Raw genomic sequence first — 21,777 nt, forward strand, 5'->3', positions numbered from 1 at the left:
TAATGGGCGAACCCCTTCTATGAGACAAGAGATCAGCAAAGGAGCCCTCCATGGACGAGCGCATTGGAACCATCTGCGTGCAAGGCGGCTGGCGGCCCGGCGATGGCGAGCCGCGCCAGGTGCCCATCTATCAGAACACCACGTGGAAGTACGATACGAGCGAGCACATGGGGCGCCTGTTCGATCTGGAGGAGTCCGGCTACTTCTACACGCGCCTGGCCAACCCCACCAACGACGCGGTGGCCGCTAAGATTGCCGCGCTGGAAGGGGGCGCGGCGGCCATGCTCACCTCTTCGGGCCAGGCGGCGAACTTCTTCGCCGTGTTCAACATTGCCGGCGCGGGCGATCACGTGGTGGCCTCCTCGGCCATCTACGGCGGCACCTACAACTTGTTCGCCCATACCATGGCGCGCATGGGGCTGGAATGCACCTTCGTGGATCCGCACTGCACCGACGAGGAGCTGGCGGCGGCCTTCCGTCCCAACACCAAGTGCGTCTTCGGCGAGACCATCGCCAACCCGGCTCTGTCGGTGCTCGACATCGAGCGCTTCGCCGCGGCGGCCCACGACCACGGGGTGCCGCTCATCGTGGACAACACCTTCCCCACGCCGGTGCTGTGCCGGCCCATCGAGTGGGGCGCCGACATCGTGACGCATTCCACCACCAAGTACATGGACGGCCACGGCGCCTCCGTCGGCGGCGTCATCGTGGACGCGGGCACCTTCGACTGGAACGCCCACGCTGACAAGTTCCCCGGGCTCACCGAGCCCGACGAGAGCTACCATGGCGTGGTGTACACCGAGCGTTTCGGCCTGGAAGGCGCGTTCATCACCAAGGCCACAGCCCAGCTCATGCGCGATCTGGGGTGCATCCAGGCGCCGCAGAACGCCTTCATCATCAACCTGGGTCTGGAGAGCCTGCATCTGCGCATGGCCCGGCACGCCGCCAACGGGCGTGCCATCGCCGAGCACTTGGCCGCGCACCCGAAGGTGTCCTGGGTGCGCCACCCCTCGCTTGAGGGCGATAGCGAGTACGTCCTGGCCGAGAAGTACCTGCCCGAGGGCAGCTGCGGCGTGGTGAGCTTCGGCGTGGCCGGGGGCCGTGCCGCTGCCGAGACCTTCATGGCGAACCTGAAGCTGGCCCAAATTGCCACCCACGTGGCCGATGCGCGCACCTGCGTGCTGCATCCGGCCAATGCCACCCATCGCCAGATGAACGATGCCGAGCTGGAAGCGGCTGGCATCACCTCCGATCTCATCCGCCTGTCCTGCGGTATCGAGGACGCCGCCGACCTCATCGCCGACATCGATGCGGCCCTGGCCGCTGTGCGATAGACGCGCCGCACCCTTCCGTTCGCGCCGGCGCGGCATCTCCCGCTCGGCAGGATGCCGCGCCGAACCCACCGTCAGGTAAAGGAGCCCCTATGCCCATTCGCATTCCCGACGCCCTGCCCGCCACCGCCGCTCTGGAAAGCGAGAACATCTTCGTGATGACGGAGCATCGCGCCATGCACCAGGACATCCGTCCGTTGCGCGTGCTGCTGCTGAACCTCATGCCCACCAAGATCACCACCGAGACGCAGATCTTGCGGCGGCTGTCCAACACGCCCATCCAGGTGGAAGTGGAGCTGCTCCAGACCGTCAGCCATACCGCGAAAAACACGGCCGCCGAGCACCTGGAGGCCTTCTACACCACCTTTGACGAGGTGCGCGACGAGCATTTCGACGGGCTCATCATTACCGGCGCCCCTGTGGAGCGCCTCGATTTCGAGGCGGTGGACTACTGGCCCGAGCTGTGCGAGATCATGGAATGGTCGAAAACTCACGTGCATTCCACGTTGCACATCTGCTGGGGCGCCCAGGCGGGCATCTACTACCACTACGGGGTGCCCAAGCACGCCCTGCCGGAGAAGATGTTCGGCGTGTTTCCCCACGAGGTCGTGAAACGCACCTCGCCCCTCGTGCGCGGGTTCGACGACGTGTTCTTCGCACCGCACTCCCGCTTCACCGAGGTGCGCGCCGCCGATATCGAGGCCCATCCCGAGCTGGAGCTCATCGCCGTGTCCGACGAGGCGGGGGTGTACGTGGCGAAGTCCACCGATTCGTCGAACTTCTTCGTGTTCGGGCATCCCGAGTACGACCGCGACACGCTCTTGCGCGAGTACGAGCGCGACGTGGCCGGCGGTATGGCCATGGCGCTGCCGGCCCACTACTATCCGGGCGACGACCCGGCGCGCGAGCCCGTGGCCACGTGGTTTTCCCACGCGCAGCTGCTGTACACGAACTGGCTGAACTACTACGTGTACCAGACCACCCCCTACGATATCAGCCGCGCCGGCGAGCGCGACGGGGAAGAGGGGGCGTCGCGGTGAGCATCGATCCGATGCGCGACCCCCACGCGCACATCGTGGTGAAGCCGCTGCCGAGCCAAGGGCGGAAGGCGACGGGGGCGGACGCGCGCTCGGGTGCCGCGGTGCCGGCCACCCCGTCGGCCGACCCCTTCCTGCGGGCCGCCAACGAGGACGACGACGGCTACGACCCCTATTCCGACCGCCCGGCCCCGCCTGAGCCTCTCTTCCAAGAGGATCCCTGGGCCTAGGCGGCAAGATACTTCGCGCCCACCCCTTTACGGGAATTGTGCAACCTGTCAAAATCGCCTTGGAATCTGGGCGCGATGGGAGGAGGGGCGCGATGGGCGAGAAGGCGACGGCCACGGCCGCGGACGCAGGAGCGGCTGGCGCGAACGCGGCGGAAACCAGGGCGGCCGCTGGTACGCAGGCGCCGCCGGCCGAGGCGACCGTGAAGATGCCGGCGGGGAAAAGCCACGTGCTGCGCGGCATCGTGTTTGCGGCGCTTGGCGGCATCTGCTGGGGCTTCTCGGGCAACTGCGCCCAAATGCTCACGGCCGAGCTGGGCGTGCCGGTGCTGTGGATCACCGCCGTGCGCCTGACGGTGGCCGCCGTTATCTTCCTGGCCATTTGCCTGGTGCGCGAGCCGCGCCATCTGCTGGCGGCCCTGCGCGACGGGCGCAGCCTCGCCTACATTGCCGGGTTCGCCATTTTGGGCGTGCTGCTCACGCAGGTGAGCTATCTCTCGGCCATCGCCTACACCAACGCCGGCACCGGCACCGTGCTCGAGCGCACGGGGCTCGTGCTCATCATGGGCTATGTGTGCCTGCGCACCCGCCGCCTGCCGCGTCCGCGCGAGGCGGCAGGGCTCGTGCTCGCCATCGGCGGTACGGTGCTCATCGCCACCCAAGGCGACTTCTCGCGGCTGGCCATCGCACCGGCGGGTCTCGGTTGGGGCCTCGTGTCGGCGGTGGCGCTGGCCTTCTACACGCTGATGCCCGGCAAGCCCCTGGCGAAGTGGGGCAGCTTCATCGTGACGGGGCTGGCCATGGCCATGGGCGGCACGGTGGCCATGGCCGGCGTGCAACCGTGGACCCTCGGCGTGGAGGTGACGCCGGCGGTGGTGGGCGTCATGGCGCTTATGGTACTCGTGGGTACGTTCGCGGCCTACCTGTTCTACCTGCAGGGCATTGCCGATGCGGGCCCGGTGCGCGCGGGCCTGGTGGGCTGCGTGGAGCCGGTGTCGGCCACCATTATCTCGGCGGCGTGGCTCGGCACCGCGGTCACGCCGGTGGACGTGCTCGGCTGCGCCATGATCGTGGCGATGGTGTTCCTCGTCACCGACCGGGGCGGCGAAGGCGATAGCGATCATGCTGTGGAAGGCGGCACGGGCGCGGCGCCGAGCCGCTACGATGGGGCTCGCGGCAACGTGCCCGTGTTCCAGGGACGCGCGAGCGAGTTGGGCTATTATGCGGCCCGGGTGGCCACGCGCGAGGATGTGCCGCTGCTGCAGCAGCTTCTGGCCGACGGGCGCCGCACCATGGCGAAACTCGGCGTGAAGGAGGGCACGAAGCGCTACCCCTCGTCGCGCCGCCTCTTGCGCGCCGTGGACGCCGGCAGTGTGTACGTGGTGGTGAGCAACCCCGTCTGGCTCGGCGTGGAGGCCCGCAAGTCGGAGGAGGGGCCGGCGGCCGGGGGCCTTTCCGCCGAAGACACCACGGCAGTCGAGCGCCTTTCCGCTGAGGATGCTGCGGAAGGCTGTGGGGATGGCCCCGCGGGGAAGGTCGGCGAAAGCCGCATCATCGCCATGTTCGACGTGGACGTAGAAGGCGACGCGGCCTACGAGGAAGGGCGCGGGCTTACCTGGATCACCGAGGGCGACGGCAACTATGGGGCGTTGCACTGGGTGAACGTGGCGCCGTCGGCGCGCCGCTGCGGCGTGGGCGCCTACATCCTGGGAACCGCCCAGCGCATCGCCCGCGACGCCGGCTGCCACAACCTGTGCTGCGATGTGTACGAGGCCAACGCCCCCATGCGCGACCTGCTCGCCCGCGAGGGCTGGACCGTCGCCGGCACCATCGCCCTGCGCGACTGGCACGGCCATGAGTCCCACCGCCTCATCTACGAGAAGCTCTACTGGTAAGGCTGTTTTTCTCGCGACTCCCAGCGTCTTCCCTTGGCCGAGGTGATTCGGGCTAATCCCAAAACAAGGCGGCCGATTCTTCCCCTCGATGGAGACGATGGGGAAGATGACGATGCTCGCGCTGTCCCCGCCGGGGCCTCCCGTGCCCTAAGTGCTCGTTGCCGGTATCGAATGCCGCCGCTCTCGGCGGCGGCCCCTACAGGTTGTCGGTGTCCAGGCAGAGGGTGAAGGGGCCTCGGTTCACCAGGCTCACGTCCATCATGGCGCCGAAGACGCCGGTGTCCACGCGGGGCACGTCGCGCCGGGCGAGGGAGACGAAGTGCTCGTAGAGCCGCTCGGCCTCATCGGGCGCGGCGGCGTCGGTGAACGAGGGGCGGTTGCCCTTCCGGCAGTTGGCGAAGAGCGTGAACTGGCTGACCACGAGCACCTCGCCTCCCACGTCGGCCAAGCTCAGGTTGGTCTTGCCGCTCTCGTCCTCGAACACGCGCATCTTGCGAATCTTCTCCCAGAGCCGCTGTGCCTGGGCCTCGCCGTCGCTATGTCCCACGCCCAGAAGGATCAGGTATCCGCGCCCGATGCGACCGACGACGTTCCCTTCCACGCTCACGCTGGCTTCGCTCACACACTGCACAACAGCTCGCATAGGGAATCCTTTCGGAACGGGCGCCGCCGCGGGGCGGCGGGGTTTCTAGAAGAAGATCATCAGCATGCCCAGGGCCAGGCCGATCATGACGGCGAAGGCAGGCAGCTTGCTGCGGTAGATGAGGTAGCTCTCGGGCATGATCTCGCCGAACACCACATACAGCATGGCGCCCGAGGCGAAGCCGAGGGACAGGGTGAGGCCCAACGGCCCGATGTCGCCCAGCCAGAAGCCGAGCCACGCGCCGAGCACCGTGGGCAGGCCGCAGGCCGCCGTGAGCAGGGTGGCCTTCACGCGGCTCGTGCCGCCGGAGATGAGCGGCACGGCCACGGCCATGCCCTCGGGAATGTTGTGCAGGCCGATGAGCACGGCCATGATCATGCCGGTGCCCCATACCAAATCGGTCGACACGGCGAAGCTCGCGCCGATGGTCATGCCCTCGGGGATGTTATGCAGCGCGATGGCGCAGGCCATGACCACGCCGGCCACGAACAGCGACAGCCGCGAATCGTTGTGGCGCTTGTGCATGTTCAGATGGTCGGCGTGCACCAACTCGTCGATATTGTCGTGGGTATCGGGGTGCGCGGCGTCGGCAGTGTGGGACACCTCGGTCCGCGTCTTGCGGTCGATCAGGTGGTTCAGCAAATACACCACGGCCACGCCCAGGACCACGGCGAAGATGACCAGCAGCACGCCGTGCTCGACCACCTGGTTGGCGGCTTCCTCGGCCTCGGCCAGCAGGTCGAAGCACACCATGGCGGTCATCACGCCGCCGGCGAAGGCCAAAAGCAGGCTGATGGTGCGGTTGCTCTCGCTCTTGAACAAGGCGCCGATCAGACCTCCGAGCCCCGTGCCTCCCGCGCCGGAGACGAGGGTGACCAACGTGATGAACGCGAACGGCGACATTGCTTCCATAGTATGCAGGCTTCCTTACACCTCAAGGTTTCACACAGCGCCGCCTATTGTGCGTCAATCCACGCCCGCGCGGAAGCGCCTCCTGCCCAAACGTTAGTCGGAGGTAACATTTCCCACGGCAACGGTGCGCGCACGAACGGGCTGCCGGCGGGAGGGCGAAGTCGCCAGGGGATATAATAGATGGCGGGTCACCCATTCCGGGGCGCTCGACAAGAGAAGGAGGCTGGCTGTGAGCGAGGGAAAATCGGAGCGGAGAGGTCTTCTGTGGTGGATCGAGCACGAGAACACCAATGCGTTCTGGAGTGCGAGAAACCCCTGGATCGTCATCGCACTTGCCGGGACGGCGATCATTGTGCTCTGCACGGTCGGGATGCATTTCTGGGGCGTGCCTCACGGGGTGGCAGGTGTGACGGTAAATATAGTCTTCTACGGTTATCTGGCCGCACTCTTTTTCTGCGAGGTGAAGACCGGGCGTCGTGTCGCGGCCCTCGGCGTTGCAGTCCTCGCGGCGTTCAACCTCCTCCTCTGGGGAATGTGAACCTCCTGGTGCCCACATTGATCAAAATGTTATTTTATGTACATGAAAATGTACATAAAGATAGCTACAATGGGCCTATGATTGACGCGACAAGGAGGAGTCTATGACCGAGATGACCGCAACGGTAGCTGAGACGCGGGCGAACTTCTCGAAGATTGCCGCGACGGTGCGCGAGACCGGGCAGCCTGTGACCGTGTTCAAGAACTCGAAGCCCTGGGTACTGGTTGCGCCCATCGAGAGTGGTTACGGTGATCGCATTCCGCATATCGATTGGGCTGCTCAGGATGTAATTCGGGTGGATCCGGAAACTCGCCGGACCGTTTTGCCCGCTGATTGGGACAACGAAGAGGACGATGGGGTTTACGATGCCCTCGTGTGATCCGAAGCCTGGAGAAATCTGGCTCGCCTACGTGGAGTTTCTCGATCATCCCGGCATCGGCAAGGTTCGTCCGGTGTTCGTGATTGATGTTGAAAGCGAAATGTGCATTGCGATTGCCGCAAAGGTTACATCGAAGGATTTGAGCGCAGATGGATCGGGCAGGTGTGTTCCGATCATCGACTGGCGCGAGTGCGGGCTGCTTAAGCCGTCCTACCTGCGGATTGACCAAAAGCTTGAGGTTGCTTTCGAGAATCTTTTGCGCGATGAACCGCTGGGAACCTTATCCCCGGTGTATCTGGAGCTCGTTGTGGGGGCATTGAGCGCATAAGGTGCGCTGGCCGAACCAGCCATAAAGCCGACGAAGCTGCGAGAGGCATGTCCGTGAAGGTAAGGGCGGCCTTCGCCATCGTCGCAGCCTGCGCTAAGAGGGATCGGGCACCTGCGTCTGATGCGGCCGATCTCGACTCCATCAACGCTTACGTTGGCCCTCCTCGCGCCTCTCAGCGGGAAAGTTTTGACGATTGTGGGTATTCGTCGACCGCCTCCGTTGACATATACGCGCGGGCGAGTGAGAATGCAAAAGTTCGCTTTCAAAAGCCCCGTAAACGCATGGGTTCAAGGAAACGCAACCGCCAAGGGTTGTCCAGGCCCGCGGCACCGCGTGTCGGCGTAGGAAACCGACTTCCAAGGATCGTGCACTTTTGAAAACAAACACTCTGGAAGACGGTTCCGCGCTTCCAGGCAGCGCGGCCGCAAGGTCGCAACGCACGGAGAAGCGGAGGCTTCACCCGTCGGACAGAACCTGCAAGTTAATGGAGGAAACAGTGAAGACGTATTATGCAAAGCCCGGTGAGGTTGAGCGCGAATGGGTCATCATCGACGCCGAGGATCAGGTCCTCGGCCGCGTGGCTGCCCGCGCCGCTCAGATTCTGAAGGGCAAGCACAAGCCGCAGTACACCCCCCACGTGGACACGGGCGACTTTGTCATCATCATCAATGCTGACAAGATCAAGGTCACCGGTACCAAGGCTGCCACCAAGACCTACTATCGTCATAGCGGGTTCCCGGGTGGTCTCAAGCAGGAGACGTTCACCGAGGCCATGACCAAGCACCCCGAGCGCGTCATCGAGCATGCCGTCAAGGGCATGCTGCCGAAGAACACGCTGGGCCGTGCGATGGGCAAGAAGCTGAAGGTGTACGTTGGCGCTGAGCATCCCCATGCTGCTCAGAAGCCCCGCAAGATTGAGTTGGAGGGTTAATCATGGCAGATGAGGCTTTGTACTACGGCACTGGCCGCCGCAAGAACGCGGTGGCGCGCGTCCGTCTCGTTCCCGGCACCGGCAAGGTGACCATCAATGGCCGCGACGGCGAGGAGTACTTTGGTCGTGAGGCGCTGTTCAACTACGCGATGACCCCCTTCAAGGTGACCGACACCGCTGGTCACTTCGATGTGAAGGCCCGCATCGACGGCGGCGGCGTGTCCGGCCAGGCTGGCGCTCTGCGCCACGGCATCTCCCGCGCTCTGCTGGAGGCTGGCGACTACCGCGCCGAGCTGAAGAAGGCTGGCTTCCTGACCCGCGACGCCCGTATGGTGGAGCGCAAGAAGTACGGTCTGAAGAAGGCCCGCAAGCGCCCGCAGTTCTCCAAGCGCTAAGCCGCAGCGAGATACAACCTGCAGAAAGCCCGCTGTTCGCAGCGGGCTTTTTCGTGTCCGAAGCCAGGAGGACTCGTTCCCCGACCTATGGAGTCATTGTTGTTGATTTGTTACAGGCGCGCACCTCTTTGGGCATGCGGGCTTGCGGGGGTGCGCCAACTGGTACACTGTGCCGCGCATTATTTCCGATTAGGTGTTTCTCCTGGTAAATGGTGAGAAATACGCTCAGAGATAGGACGGCTATGGCGCAGCAAGCGCAAGGTGCGCGAACCGACTGCTACGCGGCGGTGGATATCGGGGCATCGTCGGGGCGCGTGGTGGTGGGCTATCTGGAAGAGGGGCTCATCCGCCTTCAGGAGGTCCATCGCTTCGACAACCGCCAGGTGCGTCGCGACGGTCACGATTGCTGGGATCTCGATCTGCTCTCGAGCGAGCTTCTGCGTGGCCTGGCCCGCTGCAGGGAGGCCGGCTTTGCGCCCAAGACCGTGGGCATCGACACCTGGGGCGTCGATTTCGTGCTGCTGGATGCCGACGACAACCTGGTAGGTGATGCCGTGTCCTACCGCGACGGTCGCACGGCGGGCATGTACGCGGTGGCCGACGCCATCATGGCCCCCGAGGAGCTGTACCGTCACTGCGGTCTGCAGCGTCAGCCCTTCAACACCATCTACCAGCTGCTGGCCCTGCAGCGGGAACACCCCGAGCAGCTGGAGGCGGCTGACACCTTCCTTATGATTCCCGACTACCTGAACTTCCTGCTCACGGGCCAGAAGGCGGTGGAATATACCAACGCTTCCACCACGGGCCTGCTGAACGCGGAAACCGGCGCGTGGGACGAGGCGGTCATGGCCGCCTTCGCCATCCCGCGGCGTCTGTTCCCCAATGTGACCCATGCCGGTGCCAGCCTGGGGCCGGTGTTGCCCGAGGTGGCCGAGGCCATCGGCTACGAGCCGCGCGTGGTGCTGCCGGCCACCCATGACACGGGCAGCGCCTATTTGGCCGTGCCCGCTTGCGAGCCGCCGGCGGTGTTCCTCTCGTCGGGCACGTGGAGCCTGCTGGGGGTGGAGAACCGCAGCCCCATCTGCTCCGAGGGCGCCTACCGCGCGAACTTCACCAACGAGGGTGGCTACCATTTCCGCTACCGCTTTCTGAAGAACATCATGGGGCTGTGGATGATCCAGTCCATCCGCCGCGAGCTGAACGGCATCACCTACGTGGTGGATGAGAAGGCCATCCGCAAGGGCCGTCTGCACCAGTACATGCGCGTGGAGGGGCTCGGCCACGAGGTGGATTTCCCCGACCTTATCAAGGCGGCCGACGAGGCCGAGGCGGCAGGCGTGATCGCATCCATCGTGAACGTGAATGACGACCGCTTCCTGGCTCCCGACTCCATGATCGAGGAGATCTGCGCGGCCTGCGAGGAGGCGGGCCAGCCGGCGCCCGAGACCTTGGGCGAGCTCATGCTCTGCGTGTACGAGAGCCTCGCGCGCTGCTACCGCGACGCCATCGAGGGGCTCGCGGCGCTCGCGGGCCACGACTACGCCTCCATCAACATCGTGGGCGGCGGCTGCCGCGACGACCACCTGAACCGCCGCACCGCCCAGGTGTGCGGACTGCCCGTGTACGCCGGCCCCGTGGAGGGAACAGCTCTGGGCAACCTGGCGGTGCAGATGCTTGCCGACGGCGTGTTCCCACACCTCAAAGCCGTGCGGGCTGCTATTTCTGAGTCTTTCGATGTGAGAAAAATCGAACCTGAGCGAAAGGACGTCTAAATGACCACCATGTACGAACTGGCAAAAGAGGAGTACGCGGCCCTCGGTATCGACACCGAGGCTGTGATGGCGAAGCTGGCGGGAAAGCCCATCTCGGTGCACTGCTGGCAGGGCGACGATGTGCTCGGTTTCGACCAGGAGGGCGGCCTGTCCGGCGGCATCCAGACCACGGGCAACTATCCCGGCCGCGCCCGCACCTTCGAAGAGCTCACGGCCGACTTCGAGGCGGCCATGGCGCTCGTGCCCGGTGCCAAGCGCATCAACCTGCACGCGAGCTACGCCGTGTTCACCGATGAGAACCCCTGGGTCGACCGCGACGCGTTGGAGTACAGGCACTTCGAACCTTGGGTGGCCTGGGCGCGCGAGCACGGCTTCGGCATCGACTTCAACCCCACCATCTTCGGTCATCCCATGATGAACAACGAGCTGTCGCTGTCCTCGCCCGACGCGGCCACGCGCGACTTCTGGATTCGCCACTGCAAGGCCTGCCGCAAGATCTCCCAGCAGATCGCCGAGGCGCTCGATGACGAGACGCTCTGCAACATCTGGATTCCCGACGGCCTGAAGGACGTGCCGGCCGACCGCTACGGGCTGCGCGAGCGCCTGCGCGATTCGCTGGACGCCATCTACGCTGAGAAGTACGACCGCGTGATCGATTCCTGCGAGTCGAAGGTGTTCGGTATCGGGCTGGAATCGATGACGGTGGGCTCCAACGAGTTCTACCTGGCCTACGCCGCCACGCACCCCGGCGTGTACGACCTGCTTGACCTGGGGCACTTCCACCCGACCGAGAACGTGGCCGATAAGCTGAGCGCGCTTTTGCTGTTCTTCGACAAGGTGCCGCTGCACGTGACGCGCCCCATCCGCTGGGACTCCGACCATGTGGTGCTGTTCGACGACCCGGTGAAGGAGATGGCCATGGAAGTGGCCCACTGCCCCGGTGCCTGGGAGAAGGTCATCATCGGGCTGGACTTCTTCGACGCCTCCATCAACCGCGTGGGCGCCTGGGCCATCGGCACTCGCGCCATGGAGAAGTCGCTGCTGTACGCGCTTTTGCAGCCGGCGGCTCAGCTGAAGGAGATGCAGGACACCTACCGCTTCACCGAGAAGATGGCGCTGTCCGAGCAGGCGAAGTCCATGCCCTTCGGCGCCGTGTGGGACGAGTACTGCCGCCGCGAGGGCTGTCCCACCGACGGCGAGGTGTATCCTCTCGTTGCCGCCTACGAGGCGAAGATTCTGCCGACCCGACAGTAAGAGGAGCAACCATGGCATTTATCGATCAGGCGCAGGATTTGTTGGCGAAGGGGGCCAGCGCGGCCCGCGGGGCGGTGTCGGGCGTGGCGGTGGAACAGCTCGGCTTCGTGCGCGGCTTCGTGCGCCTGTGCAGCGACGGCTGGGGCCAGGGTTGGCACGAGCGCAACGGCGGTAACCTCACTTACCGCATGACCGAGGCCGACGCAAGCGCCGCGCGGCCCTTCTTCAACCCGGAGCCGAGTCCGTGGGTACCCATGGGCGTGCAAGCGGCCGATCTGGGCGGGGCGTTTTTCCTCACCACGGGCTCGGGGCGCTACATGCGCAATGTGGCCGCTGATCCGGCCCACAACATCGGCATCGTGGAGATCAACCCCGAGGGCGACGCCTGGCGCATCGTGTGGGGGCTGACCGACGGCGGCCGTCCCACCTCGGAATTCCCGAGCCACTTCATGTGCCACGCCGTGCGCATGCGGGCGACGGGCGGCGCCTCGCGGGTGCTCTACCACGCGCATCCGAACAACGTCATCGCCATGACCTTCGTGCTGCCCCTGGAATCGCGCGCTTTCACCCGGGCGCTGTGGAAGGCCATGACCGAGTGCGTCGTGGTGTTCCCCGGCGGCGTGGGCGTGGTGCCGTGGATGGTGCCGGGCGGCGCTGACATCGCGCGGGAGACCGCGGCCATGATGGAGACCTTCGACGCCGTCATCTGGGCCCAGCACGGCCTGTTCGCCTCCGGCCCCGACTTCGATACCACCTTCGGCCTCATGCACACCGTGGAGAAGGCCGCCGACATCTACGTGCGCGCCCGCTCCATGAACGGGGGCTCCGACGACTTCATGAACACCATCACCGATGACGGCCTTAAGGCCATCGCCCGCGAGTTCGCTATTCCGCTGAACGAGGCCATGCTGGAATCTCCCGTGGCCGGCGAGGCCATCGACTAGAAAGGTTCCACCGACTATGGCACTGTCCCAAGAGAAAAAAGGCACCATTGCCGTTTCGCTGACCAACTTCCTCGACTCGGGCTGCATTGTGGCCTCGTCGGTGGCTCTGGCCGCCTGGGCCATCGCCTTCAACTTCGACAACGTGTGGGTGTCCATCTTGGGCGCCGTGGGCGCGAACGCCTTCGGCGCGGCGGTGGGTGCGCTCATCGGCGGCTTTCTGGCCGACCGCTTCGGGCGCAAGTTCATCTACACCTACAACCTGCTCGTGTACGCCGCCGGCGTGTTCATCATCATGTGCGCCGTGAACCTGCCTATGCTCTGCCTCGGCATCGTTGTCTCTGGCCTGTCGGTGGGCGCCGGCGTGCCGTCGTCGTGGAGCTACATCTCCGAGATGTCGTCCTCCACGAGCCGTGCCGCCAACATCGGCATCAGCCAGTTCGCCTGGTCTTGCGGCCCGGCGGTCATCTTCGTCATCGCGCTGTTGTTCTCGTTCGCGTTTCCCACGTTCGGGCCGGACGGCGCGCTGCTGCCTGCGGGCACCTACGGGCCCTTCGATGGCCTGTTCGCCATGCGCCTGCTGTTCCTCATCTTGTTCGTGGTGGCGCTCGTGGCGTGGAATTTGCAGCGCAGGCTGGAGGAGTCGAAGGACTGGACCGAGAAGCGGCAGGCCGGTGCGTCGCGCGATACTTTCATCCAGATGATGCGCCGGGCGCTCACGAACTCCGTGAACGTGAAGTCCATCGTGTTCCTCGTGGCGGTGTACCTGACCTGGAACATCGTGGCCGGCACCATGGGGCAGTTCATGCCCTACATGTACGCGGCGGCCGGGCACTTGGACGACACCACCATCTCGCTTCTGCAGGCGGTCATGTGGGTGCTCACGGCGGTGGGCTCGCTCGCCATCTTCTCGAAGTTCGGCGACCGCATCCCGCACCGCATCCTGTTCGCAGCCACGGCCCTCATGGCCCTGGCGGCCTGGGCGATCATGGTGTTCTTCGGCATGCAGCTTGAGGCCGGCACCGCTGATGCGTGGGGCTGGCTGCTGTGGGTGTTCGTGGCGCTGTGGGGCATCTCGGCCGGTTTCTCGGCCCAGTGCTTCTACGCCTTGTGGTCCACCGAGCTGTTCCCCACGCTGTACCGCGGGGGCGTGCAGGGCATCATGTTCTTCCTGGTGCGCGGTGTTTTGGGCATCTGGTCGCTCGTGGCGGTGGCGGGCCTCGGCGTGGAGACGCCAGCGGGCTTCGTGACGGCCGGCATCATCATGTGCGGCTTTCTGCTGGTGTCGCTCGTGGTGGGTGTGGTGTGGTGCCCCAACACCCAGGGCCGCACCCTCGACGAGATCACCGAGGAGCGCTACGGGAAGCCTATCGAGTAGGGGAGGCGTCTCGCTAGTGAGCGCTCCCCTGGCGTTTGCCGTTTCTGATTTTGCTCTGCGACGACCCCGCTTCGGCGGGGTCGTTCTGCATCCACGCCTTCACGCTCTTTTCTGCAAAGCAGCATGGCTAAGTGGGTTTTTGACGCGGTATGCTGCGTCTTGCGCTGGTCACGAAAACTTGTATAAATATGACGTTCGACACTGCTGCGCAATTTGAAATACCTTCGGGTATATGTATTGTTTTGCAGTTCGTGCGATAGGGGTTAACGATGAATGGGGCGATACTCGGCTCCGCCCTTATAACGAAGAGCGGCTCTGTTGTGAGCGATGAACAGCTGGGGCGCTGACCGAGATGTTCGAGCGCGGCGAATGACCTGCGGGCGAGACGGGGATTGTGCGCGGGCGACCCCCGAAGTTCGGGGAGGAACTGGCTTCGGTCGCCTTCAAGAGCCCCCAGCGGGAATTGTTTGAGATGGATGCCCGCACCGAACGCGGGGGCACGAGCCGATCCGACTACCTCCGTCGCCTCGTCGACCTCGATTTGGCTTTACCTCAGCTCGCCAAGTCTCTCAAAATAAAACTAATGTTCTATTTTTCTTGCATTAACTAATTACTGGGATTATAATAAAACAAACGTTCGCAAGATTCTCTTCAGGGGGAATCTAGGCTGGGGAGCCCCTAACCCGTTCACGGGGACAGCCGCCGAGGGAAAGGGGGCTTGTCATGGCCGGTCGACTTCCTATATCCGACAACTTCATGTTCGGGCGCGTGCTCTGCAACGAGGAGGTGTGTCGCGGCTTCCTGGAACGTGTCTTGGGCATCGAGGTGGGCGACATCGCCTACCTCAACCGGGAACAGGTGCTCCAACCGGCTGTCGATGCGCGTGGCGTGCGGCTGGATGTGTACGCCGAGACGGACGCAGGTGTCGTTGATGTGGAGATGCAGGCGAATCCCCACACCGCCCCAGGCCGCCGGTTGCGCTACTATCAAGCTGGCATCGACTCGGGACTTATGGAGCATGGTGCCGCATGGAGGGATCTGCGCGACAGCTATATCATCTTCGCTTGCGACTTCGACTGGTTTGGCGCGGGACTTCCCGTTTACACCTTTGAGAGTCTGTGCCGCGAGGATCCGTCGCTCAGCGCCTCCACCGGCGCCGTTTGGAAGATCCTGAATGCTCGGGCTGCCGGTTGCGCTCCCACCGAGGGCATGCGCAATCTGCTAGAATACATCCGAAAGGGTACTGTGGCCCCAGGCGACAGGCTCGTTACTGCCATGGACGCCGAGGTTTCTACAGCCAACGAGGACAGAGAGTGGGTGGGCTCCGTGATGACCGTGAGAGACTTGGTGGAGGAGGTTCGCCTTGATGCTCAAGAGCAGGGTCTGGCTGAAGGTCGGGCGGAGGGTATAGCCCAAGGTATGGCCCAGGGTATGGCCCAAGGTCGCGAGGAAGGTCGCGCGGAGCTTGCTGCACGTATGGCGGCCCTCGCTGCCCGACTTGCGGAGGAAGACCGTGCCGAGGACGCCCTCGCTGCCATGGCCGATCCTGCAGTGGCGGAGAGCCTTTGCCAGGTTTATGGCCTATAACAAGGTTCTGCCTCATTTCGGCTGATGAAGTGCAGCCCTCGCAGCTGCCGTTCGTGGCAAACGTGCGGGTGCCGTTTACCCGCACTGGCCCCTTCGCTCTTTAAGAGGGCGGCAGCTTCTCCGAGGGCTCCTGTTTCGCAATCTCGGTTTTCCTGACCGGAAACTTCCCGAAACGATGCGCCGTTAGTTTGGTAAACGGGCGGCTCGGCTCGCCGACTTCGCGGCAACGTGGTATCTTTGTCCGATCATTGATCCGAGTGAGGAGCGGCCCATTATGTCGAAAGTCACCGATATCTACGGTTCCATGGTGTTCAATGAGCACACCATGCAGGAGCGCCTGCCTTCTGCCACCTACAAGCAGCTCATGCGCACCATCAAGGGCGGCGAGCCGCTCGACATCGACGTGGCGAACGTGGTGGCCCACGCTATGAAGGAGTGGGCCATCGAGAAGGGCGCCACCCACTTCACCCATTGGTTCCAGCCGCTGACGGGCATCACCTCCGAGAAGCACGACAGCTTCATCGATCCTACGCCTGACGGCCGCGCCATCATGACCTTCTCGGGCAAGGAGCTCATCCAGGGCGAGCCGGACGCCTCCAGCTTCCCCTCCGGCGGCCTGCGCGCCACCTTCGAGGCCCGCGGCTACACTGCTTGGGACCCCACCTCCTACGCCTTCATCAAAGATGAGGTGCTGTGCATCCCCACCGCCTTCTGCTCCTACACCGGCGAGGCCCTCGACAAGAAGACCCCGCTTCTGCGCTCTATGAAGGCCATTGAGATTCAGGCCAAGCGCGTGCTGGCCCTGTTCGGCGAGGCCGGTGAGCGTGTGACCACCACACTCGGCGCCGAGCAGGAGTACTTCCTCGTTTCCGAGAGGGACTACGAGCAGCGCCTCGATCTCATGCTCACGGGCCGCACCCTGTTCGGCTATTCTCCCTGCAAGGGTCAGGAGCTGGAGGAGCACTACTTCGGCGCCATCCGTCCCACGGTGAACGAGTTCATGAAGGAGCTCGACGACGAGCTGTGGGCGTTGGGCGTATCGGCCCGCACCAAGCACAACGAGGTGGCCCCGGCCCAGCACGAGCTGGCGCCTATCTTCGCGGAGACGAACCGCGGCGTAGATGAGAACCTGCTCACCATGGAGAAGATGAAGCTTTTAGCCAGCCACTACGGCCTGGTGTGCCTGCAGCACGAGAAGCCCTTCGAGTTCATCAACGGGTCCGGCAAGCACAACAACTGGTCCATCTCTGCCGACGGCAAGAACCTGTTCGATCCCGGCGAGAACCCCATGGAGAACCTACGCTTCCTGGTGTTTCTCACCTGCGTGATCGAGGCTGTGGACGAGTATCAGGAGCTTTTGCGCATGTCGGCTGCAAGCGCCGGCAACGACCATCGCCTGGGGGCCAATGAGGCGCCGCCGGCCATTGTGTCCATGTTCCTCGGCGACGAGCTGGGGGCAATCGTGGAGGCCCTGGTGGACGAGCACGACTACACCTCGGCCGAGCGCGTGTCCATGGATCTCGGCGTGGATGTGCTGCCGAACTTCATCAAGGACAACACCGACCGCAACCGTACGAGCCCCTTCGCCTTCACCGGCAACAAGTTCGAGTTCCGTATGCCCGGTTCCGCCCAGAACCTGTCGGACGTCAACATGGTGCTGAACACGGCCATGGCCAAATCGCTCAAGGGTTTCGCCGATGCCATGGAGGGCAAGACCGGCGATGCGTTCGAGGCGGCGGCCATCGACTACATCAAGCGGACCCTGCGCGATCACGAGCGCATCATCTTCAACGGCGACGGCTATTCCGCCGAGTGGGAGGCCGAGGCGGCCCGTCGGGGCCTGGCCAACCACCGTACCACGGCCGAAGCGCTGCCCTGCTATGTATCGCCGAAGTCCATCGCGCTGTTCGCCGAGTTCGGCGTGCTCACCGAGACTGAGGTGCGCAGCCGCTACGAGGTGAAGCTGGAGAAGTACAACAAGATCATGAACATCGAATGCCGGGTGATGAAGCGTCTCGTGCGCCGCGATTACCTGCCCGCCATCAACCGCTATGCGGCGAAGCTTGCCAACGGCATCGCTGCTATCCGCGGCGTGCTGCCCGATGGCGACACCTCGTTTATGGAGGACAAGCTGCGCAAGCTCGTGGCCGGGGCCGCCGAAATCAACCGCCAGTTGGAGAAGCTGAACGACCTGCACCACGCTTCCCGTGAGATCGCCGACCAGCAGGAGCGGGCGAACATGAACGCCCACGAGATCGTGCCGGTGATGAATGCGCTGCGCGAGGCCGTGGACAGCCTGGAGATCATCGTCGAGCGCGAGGCCTGGCCGGTGCCCACCTACAACGAGATTTTATTTTATGCATAGGTAGGAGGGATTCCCCTCCTACCTATGCCTGACGCTGCGGTTCCGACGGGCACCTGACTTTGGCCCTTGTTTTGGGCTCGGCGCGGCGCGAAGGCCGCTTGGCCCAAAGGCGGGCCAATTCCAGGCGCCGGTCGGAACCTCGCTGACTTCCTGGGGCGCATTCCGGGGACAAAAAGAGAAGAAGATATATGGGAAGGGCCCGCATTGCGGGCCCTTCGGGTGCTGGGAGTAGGTTGGTGGGCCTCCAGGGTACCGTTCCGGGAGGGCGGCTGCCTCGGGGCTTCGCCGGGCTTCTACACGCCCTGGCGCAAACTTGCGGCTACGGCGTGGAGGATGTCGTTGCGCTGGGTGCTGGCTACGAGGCTCGCGAGCGGGGCGGCGGCCAGGGGCATGTTCTGGTCGCACAGCAGCACGAGGGCGCGGCCGACCACTTCCATGACATCGTCCAAGGGGGCCAGAGGCACGCCGGCAGTGCGCAGGCAGGCCGTGGGATCCCAGTCGTTGCCGGGCACATTGTTGCCCATCTCACTCAGCAGGTCGTTGCGCTCGCGCAGGGCGGCCTCGCCCATGGGGCTTGTCTCGGGTACCCGCAGATAGCAGGCCAGGGCCTCGCGCAAGCGGCCGGTCTGCCAGTAGGCGAAGGCCAGACGATAGAAGATATAGGAGATGTCGTTGCCGGTCACGGCCACGCGCAGGGCGTCCTTGGTCACCTCGATGATGCGGTCGTAGTGGTCGCCCTCGGCGAAGCAGGTGATAAGGTCGTTGAAGGCCGGGGCGCTTGTGGGAGCTAGCTCGATGCACACGCGGGCTTGGGCCTCGGCGGCGTCCAGGTCGCCCATGTCGCGGTAGATGCGCGACAGCGACGAGCGAGCTGCCTGGCCAATGTCGGACAGGCGCTGGTAGCGCACCGTGGGGTCGCTTTCCACGACGCTCGTGAGGTACCGGGCGAAGACGTTCTCGCAGTACAGCGGCTTCACGGTCACGCCGGCCTCGCGCAGGGCGCGGGCGGCTTCCTCTTCTTCAGTGGCCTTGCTCGTTTCGGCCACGATGTCCTCCAGCTGGGCCACGGCCAACAGCAGGGAATCGTCCTTCTCGTCCATGATGGCGCGATAGCGGGCGGCCAGGTCGGCATTCTGCTCGCTCATCACGTCCAGGTCGCGCACCACATCGGCATGCAGCAAGTCGCGCAGCTCGGGCGACAGCTCGCGCTCGTCCTCGGCCACGGGGGTGCGTACCACGGCCAGCTCCACCGCCAGGGGCTCGACGGGGCGCAGCGTGCCGTCATCGGCCAGATCGATGGCGCGGTTCTGGAGGTGCAGCATGTCGAAGAGCAGCCCCGGGTTGCACTCGCTCTCAGGCGAGGCGAACTCGCCGCTGCGGATCTTCGCCATGGTGCCCATGGTGAAGGGGATGCGGCCGAACTCGAGGGACATGACCGTGGCGCCGGCGATGGAGCCCTCCTTCTCATTTATCACCACGCGGGTGACGCCCACCGAGCAGCCGAAGGCCGCCGCGGCAATGAGGGCCGCCAGGCGCAGGCCGTAGGCCGCAGCGGCGTCGGCGCGACGGGGAGTGTTGTCGACCCACTGGCCGGCCGCGGCGTCGTAGCGCGACTTGGGGAAGACGTCGGGGGCCGGCGTGGACACATCGGCCACGATAGTGCCGGTGCTCGCGTCGCAGACGAAGCGGTACTCCAGGCGGAAGGGGAGCACCATGGCCTCGCAGGCGGCGGCGAAGCGGGTGGCCAGATCCCAGTTGCCGCCGCGGGTGCCCGTGGTGCCGTACTGGGTGTCCAGCTTGTTGTCGCGGTCGGCGGCGCCCAGGTAGTCGCCGGCATCGTCGGCGATGGAGCGCAGCACGCGCCAGTCGGCCTCGCTGCACTGCTCCTCGCTGTAGGCGGTAGCGGCCACGGCGCCGTTGCCGTCCTCCATGAGCTTCGAGATAAGGGCCAGGCGGTCGAGCACTGACTCGATGCGCAGGATGGTGCCGCGGGCGCCGGCGCTGATGGTGCTGTCGTCGAAGACCGACCAGAACAGCTCGGTGGTGTTCAGACGGCGCAGTTCCACCGGGTGCTCCACGGCGATGGCGCGCAGGGTGGGTGCCTCGGCATCGGAGAGCAGGCGGGCGGCATAGGCCTCGAAGCCCGGGGCCGGGTTGGCGCCGTCGGCCATGGACACGCGGAACAACAGGCCGTCCACGGCATCGGGCAGCGGCGCGGTGATGAACTCGCCCAGCACGTCGCGGGTGGTCTTATCGCTCGGATCGGCTGCGCCGCCTTCGCCGGCGCTGGAGCGCGACGCGCCGTCCGGCCCCCTTTTGTCCCCGTCGCGGCCGCCGTTGTTCTTCTTGCGGAAAAAGTCAAACACCCTGTGCTCCTTCCCATGGGGAAGCTGTAGAAGTCAAGTCAATCCATTGTCCCACATCCCCGCGTTAATAGGAAGGGAGGCTTGGGGAAATCGCCCGACCTCACCACACGCCCCCCACAGCGGGGCAGTTGCATCTTCTGGGAAGGGGACTGCTCCTCACTATGGGAAGGGCTGTGCGCGTGGCGACGTTGCCGACAGTGGCCTGTGTGGCGCAGAAAGAGCGGTTCGATTAAGCGCGCTGTGGTTTTCCGGAGTGAGGGCGGCCTTTTGCGACAAATCGATTGATTGAGCGACATTTGGACGCTGGAAATGTCGCTCATTCGTCTAATTTGTCGCGTTTCGAGCGAATCCGAGCGTTACGATGTCGCCCAATCCCATGATTTGTCGCAAGACCAGGGAATGAGCTGAGAACATTGATCGAAGGCGATTGCTTGTCAGCAAATCGGCGCGTGCGGGCGAGTTGGTCAGAGCGGGAGCGGTTAGCCCGGGCTAGCGCACCGCGGTGGGCGGCCGGCGCAGCGCGGCGGAGCCTTGCGGGGGGACGCAGCGCGGAGGAGTTCTGCGGCGCGGCGGAGCCTTGTGTGGGAGTCCTACCGGGTGTGGGAGTCCTACCCGGTCGTCAGCTTGAATCCCATGCCCCAGACCGTTTGCAGATAGCCGTCGGTGCCGGTGGGCTTCAGCTTGCGGCGCAAGTTCGACACGTGGACGTTCACGGTGGAATCTTCTACGGAATAGGGTTCGCCCCAGGCTAGCTCGAACAGCTCCTGCTTGGTGAACACCTTGCGTGGGCGGGCCATGAGCAGTTCCAGGATGTTGAACTCGGTGCGGGTGAGGGCCACGGGGATGCCCCCTACGGCGAAGGTGCGTTCGTCGCCGTTGAGTTCCCAATCGCGGAAGCGCAGCACGGCGGCCCCAGAGCTGTCGGGCCCGTGCCCATCGGCGGCCGCATCGTCCGAGACGGAGACGCCATCGCGGTTGCACGCGGTCCGGTGACGGCACTGCACGGCGATGCGCGCGCTCAGTTCGTCCAGGTCGAAGGGCTTGGTCAGGTAGTCGTCGGCCCCTTCTTGCAACAGCATGATCTTGTCGGCGGCGGTGATGCGGGCCGAGATGACGATGATGGGCAGCGCACCGTCGGCGGCGCGAATGGCCCGGACGATCTCCTCGCCCGTGATGCCCGGCAGCATGAGGTCGGTGATGACCAGATCGGGGCGCTGCTCGCGCAGAAGGAGGGTGCCTTCGGTGCCCGAGAAGGCCTGGCGGCAACGATGGCCCTGACGTTCCAGGTGGGCGGTCACCACTTCGTTGATGGAAGGGTCATCCTCGATGACCAGTATGTCCAAGGGGGTATCCATCGGGCGCTTCGGGCCTCCTTCGCCAGGTGCTTTTCTGGCAGCATAATACGGCGCGCCAGCGCGAGGCGCCATCTTCAAACATTCTTAACGCTTCGCCAGAACTTTCTTTAATATTCCCCTCCACACTGGAAAGCGCTGGAAAT

Annotated in this window: 19 protein-coding genes; 15 read left to right on the top strand and 4 right to left on the bottom strand. The window is 64.7% G+C overall.

Going from position 1 to position 21,777, the window contains the following annotated elements; translation table 11 throughout:
* Positions 1-50: 50 nt before the first annotated feature.
* The 4 genes from AAK988_RS02175 to AAK988_RS02190 all read left to right on the top strand — a co-directional run bounded on the left by AAK988_RS02175 (position 51) and on the right by AAK988_RS02190 (position 4,490).
* On the top strand, positions 51-1,334 hold the full coding sequence (locus AAK988_RS02175; RefSeq protein ID WP_369880326.1) for an O-acetylhomoserine aminocarboxypropyltransferase/cysteine synthase family protein: 1,284 nt from the start codon (positions 51-53) through the stop codon (positions 1,332-1,334).
* Positions 1,335-1,423: 89 nt separating this feature from the next.
* On the top strand, positions 1,424-2,371 hold the full coding sequence (metA, locus tag AAK988_RS02180; protein ID WP_369880327.1) for a homoserine O-acetyltransferase MetA: 948 nt from the start codon (positions 1,424-1,426) through the stop codon (positions 2,369-2,371).
* A complete protein-coding gene (locus AAK988_RS02185) occupies positions 2,368-2,598 on the top strand; it encodes a hypothetical protein (RefSeq protein ID WP_369880328.1) in 231 nt (76 codons plus the stop codon). Before metA ends, AAK988_RS02185 begins: the two co-directional genes overlap by 4 nt.
* Before the next feature lie 92 nt (positions 2,599-2,690).
* Positions 2,691-4,490 carry a GNAT family N-acetyltransferase gene (locus tag AAK988_RS02190; RefSeq protein ID WP_369880330.1) on the top strand — a complete coding sequence of 600 codons (1,800 nt, stop codon included), beginning with the start codon at positions 2,691-2,693 and terminating at the stop codon, positions 4,488-4,490.
* A 196-nt stretch (positions 4,491-4,686) separates the two neighbouring features.
* Here AAK988_RS02190 and dtd read toward each other — a convergent pair whose 3' ends face one another.
* Together dtd and AAK988_RS02200 are read right to left on the bottom strand one after the other, a co-directional pair.
* Positions 4,687-5,133 (bottom strand): D-aminoacyl-tRNA deacylase, encoded by a 447-nt coding sequence (gene dtd / locus AAK988_RS02195; RefSeq protein ID WP_369880332.1) that lies wholly within the window; start codon positions 5,131-5,133, stop codon positions 4,687-4,689.
* A 45-nt stretch (positions 5,134-5,178) separates the two neighbouring features.
* Positions 5,179-6,045 (bottom strand): ZIP family metal transporter, encoded by an 867-nt coding sequence (locus tag AAK988_RS02200; RefSeq protein ID WP_369872695.1) that lies wholly within the window; start codon positions 6,043-6,045, stop codon positions 5,179-5,181.
* Between the two features lie 229 nt (positions 6,046-6,274).
* On the opposite strand from AAK988_RS02200, the gene AAK988_RS02205 reads away from it, so the two are divergent.
* The 11 genes from AAK988_RS02205 (at position 6,275) to AAK988_RS02255 (ending at position 17,913) form a co-directional block, all read left to right on the top strand.
* Positions 6,275-6,583, top strand: a complete 309-nt coding sequence (locus AAK988_RS02205; RefSeq protein ID WP_369872696.1) for a hypothetical protein — start codon at positions 6,275-6,277, stop codon at positions 6,581-6,583.
* 103 nt (positions 6,584-6,686) lie between these two features.
* Positions 6,687-6,962, top strand: a complete 276-nt coding sequence (locus tag AAK988_RS02210; RefSeq protein WP_016309685.1) for a type II toxin-antitoxin system Phd/YefM family antitoxin — start codon at positions 6,687-6,689, stop codon at positions 6,960-6,962.
* Positions 6,937-7,290 (top strand): hypothetical protein, encoded by a 354-nt coding sequence (locus AAK988_RS02215; RefSeq protein WP_022926530.1) that lies wholly within the window; start codon positions 6,937-6,939, stop codon positions 7,288-7,290. The genes AAK988_RS02210 and AAK988_RS02215 overlap by 26 nt, the downstream gene beginning before the upstream one ends.
* Positions 7,291-7,786: 496 nt before the next feature.
* On the top strand, positions 7,787-8,221 hold the full coding sequence (gene rplM / locus AAK988_RS02220) for a 50S ribosomal protein L13 (protein WP_028027495.1): 435 nt from the start codon (positions 7,787-7,789) through the stop codon (positions 8,219-8,221).
* Between the two features lie 2 nt (positions 8,222-8,223).
* The gene (gene rpsI, locus AAK988_RS02225; protein WP_135970025.1) at positions 8,224-8,616 is read left to right on the top strand and encodes a 30S ribosomal protein S9; all 393 of its coding nucleotides are present in this window, start codon (positions 8,224-8,226) and stop codon (positions 8,614-8,616) included.
* Between the two features lie 242 nt (positions 8,617-8,858).
* On the top strand, positions 8,859-10,388 hold the full coding sequence (locus AAK988_RS02230) for a rhamnulokinase (RefSeq protein WP_135970026.1): 1,530 nt from the start codon (positions 8,859-8,861) through the stop codon (positions 10,386-10,388).
* Positions 10,389-11,642: an L-rhamnose isomerase gene (locus AAK988_RS02235; protein WP_135970027.1), complete on the top strand. Its 1,254-nt coding sequence runs from the start codon at positions 10,389-10,391 to the stop codon at positions 11,640-11,642.
* Positions 11,643-11,653: 11 nt separating this feature from the next.
* Complete coding sequence (rhaD, locus tag AAK988_RS02240; RefSeq protein ID WP_135970028.1) at positions 11,654-12,586, top strand: rhamnulose-1-phosphate aldolase; 933 nt, start codon at positions 11,654-11,656, stop codon at positions 12,584-12,586.
* Positions 12,587-12,602: 16 nt separating this feature from the next.
* Entirely contained in the window at positions 12,603-13,961 is a 1,359-nt protein-coding gene (locus tag AAK988_RS02245) for an MFS transporter (RefSeq protein WP_135970029.1), read from the top strand.
* A gap of 723 nt (positions 13,962-14,684) precedes the next feature.
* On the top strand, positions 14,685-15,548 hold the full coding sequence (locus AAK988_RS02250; RefSeq protein WP_135970030.1) for an Rpn family recombination-promoting nuclease/putative transposase: 864 nt from the start codon (positions 14,685-14,687) through the stop codon (positions 15,546-15,548).
* A 274-nt stretch (positions 15,549-15,822) separates the two neighbouring features.
* Complete coding sequence (locus tag AAK988_RS02255; protein WP_135970031.1) at positions 15,823-17,913, top strand: glutamine synthetase III family protein; 2,091 nt, start codon at positions 15,823-15,825, stop codon at positions 17,911-17,913.
* 293 nt (positions 17,914-18,206) lie between these two features.
* On the opposite strand, the gene AAK988_RS02260 is transcribed toward AAK988_RS02255, so the two are convergent.
* Together AAK988_RS02260 and AAK988_RS02265 are read right to left on the bottom strand one after the other, a co-directional pair.
* The gene (locus AAK988_RS02260) at positions 18,207-20,279 is read right to left on the bottom strand and encodes a tetratricopeptide repeat protein (RefSeq protein ID WP_369880333.1); all 2,073 of its coding nucleotides are present in this window, start codon (positions 20,277-20,279) and stop codon (positions 18,207-18,209) included.
* Positions 20,280-20,887: 608 nt separating this feature from the next.
* On the bottom strand, positions 20,888-21,634 hold the full coding sequence (locus AAK988_RS02265; protein ID WP_135970033.1) for a response regulator transcription factor: 747 nt from the start codon (positions 21,632-21,634) through the stop codon (positions 20,888-20,890).
* Positions 21,635-21,777: the final 143 nt, after the last annotated feature.

Origin of the sequence: Adlercreutzia muris (assembly GCF_041223505.1) — a bacterium.
In the GTDB taxonomy this organism is placed as follows: Bacteria; Actinomycetota; Coriobacteriia; order Coriobacteriales; family Eggerthellaceae; genus Adlercreutzia; species Adlercreutzia muris.

What these genes read in the sequence shown, in the direction of transcription:
- metA (WP_369880327.1), top strand. Translation starts at nt 1,424, where the DNA reads ATGCCCATTCGCATTCCCGACGCCCTGCCCGCCACCGCCGCTCTGGAA.
- AAK988_RS02175 (WP_369880326.1), top strand. Translation starts at nt 51, where the DNA reads ATGGACGAGCGCATTGGAACCATCTGCGTGCAAGGCGGCTGGCGGCCC.
- dtd (WP_369880332.1), bottom strand. Translation starts at nt 5,133, where the DNA reads ATGCGAGCTGTTGTGCAGTGTGTGAGCGAAGCCAGCGTGAGCGTGGAA.
- AAK988_RS02200 (WP_369872695.1), bottom strand. Translation starts at nt 6,045, where the DNA reads ATGGAAGCAATGTCGCCGTTCGCGTTCATCACGTTGGTCACCCTCGTC.
- AAK988_RS02265 (WP_135970033.1), bottom strand. Translation starts at nt 21,634, where the DNA reads ATGGATACCCCCTTGGACATACTGGTCATCGAGGATGACCCTTCCATC.
- AAK988_RS02210 (WP_016309685.1), top strand. Translation starts at nt 6,687, where the DNA reads ATGACCGAGATGACCGCAACGGTAGCTGAGACGCGGGCGAACTTCTCG.
- AAK988_RS02250 (WP_135970030.1), top strand. Translation starts at nt 14,685, where the DNA reads ATGGCCGGTCGACTTCCTATATCCGACAACTTCATGTTCGGGCGCGTG.
- AAK988_RS02230 (WP_135970026.1), top strand. Translation starts at nt 8,859, where the DNA reads ATGGCGCAGCAAGCGCAAGGTGCGCGAACCGACTGCTACGCGGCGGTG.
- AAK988_RS02215 (WP_022926530.1), top strand. Translation starts at nt 6,937, where the DNA reads ATGGGGTTTACGATGCCCTCGTGTGATCCGAAGCCTGGAGAAATCTGG.
- rpsI (WP_135970025.1), top strand. Translation starts at nt 8,224, where the DNA reads ATGGCAGATGAGGCTTTGTACTACGGCACTGGCCGCCGCAAGAACGCG.
- AAK988_RS02245 (WP_135970029.1), top strand. Translation starts at nt 12,603, where the DNA reads ATGGCACTGTCCCAAGAGAAAAAAGGCACCATTGCCGTTTCGCTGACC.
- AAK988_RS02255 (WP_135970031.1), top strand. Translation starts at nt 15,823, where the DNA reads ATGTCGAAAGTCACCGATATCTACGGTTCCATGGTGTTCAATGAGCAC.
- AAK988_RS02190 (WP_369880330.1), top strand. Translation starts at nt 2,691, where the DNA reads ATGGGCGAGAAGGCGACGGCCACGGCCGCGGACGCAGGAGCGGCTGGC.
- AAK988_RS02235 (WP_135970027.1), top strand. Translation starts at nt 10,389, where the DNA reads ATGACCACCATGTACGAACTGGCAAAAGAGGAGTACGCGGCCCTCGGT.
- rhaD (WP_135970028.1), top strand. Translation starts at nt 11,654, where the DNA reads ATGGCATTTATCGATCAGGCGCAGGATTTGTTGGCGAAGGGGGCCAGC.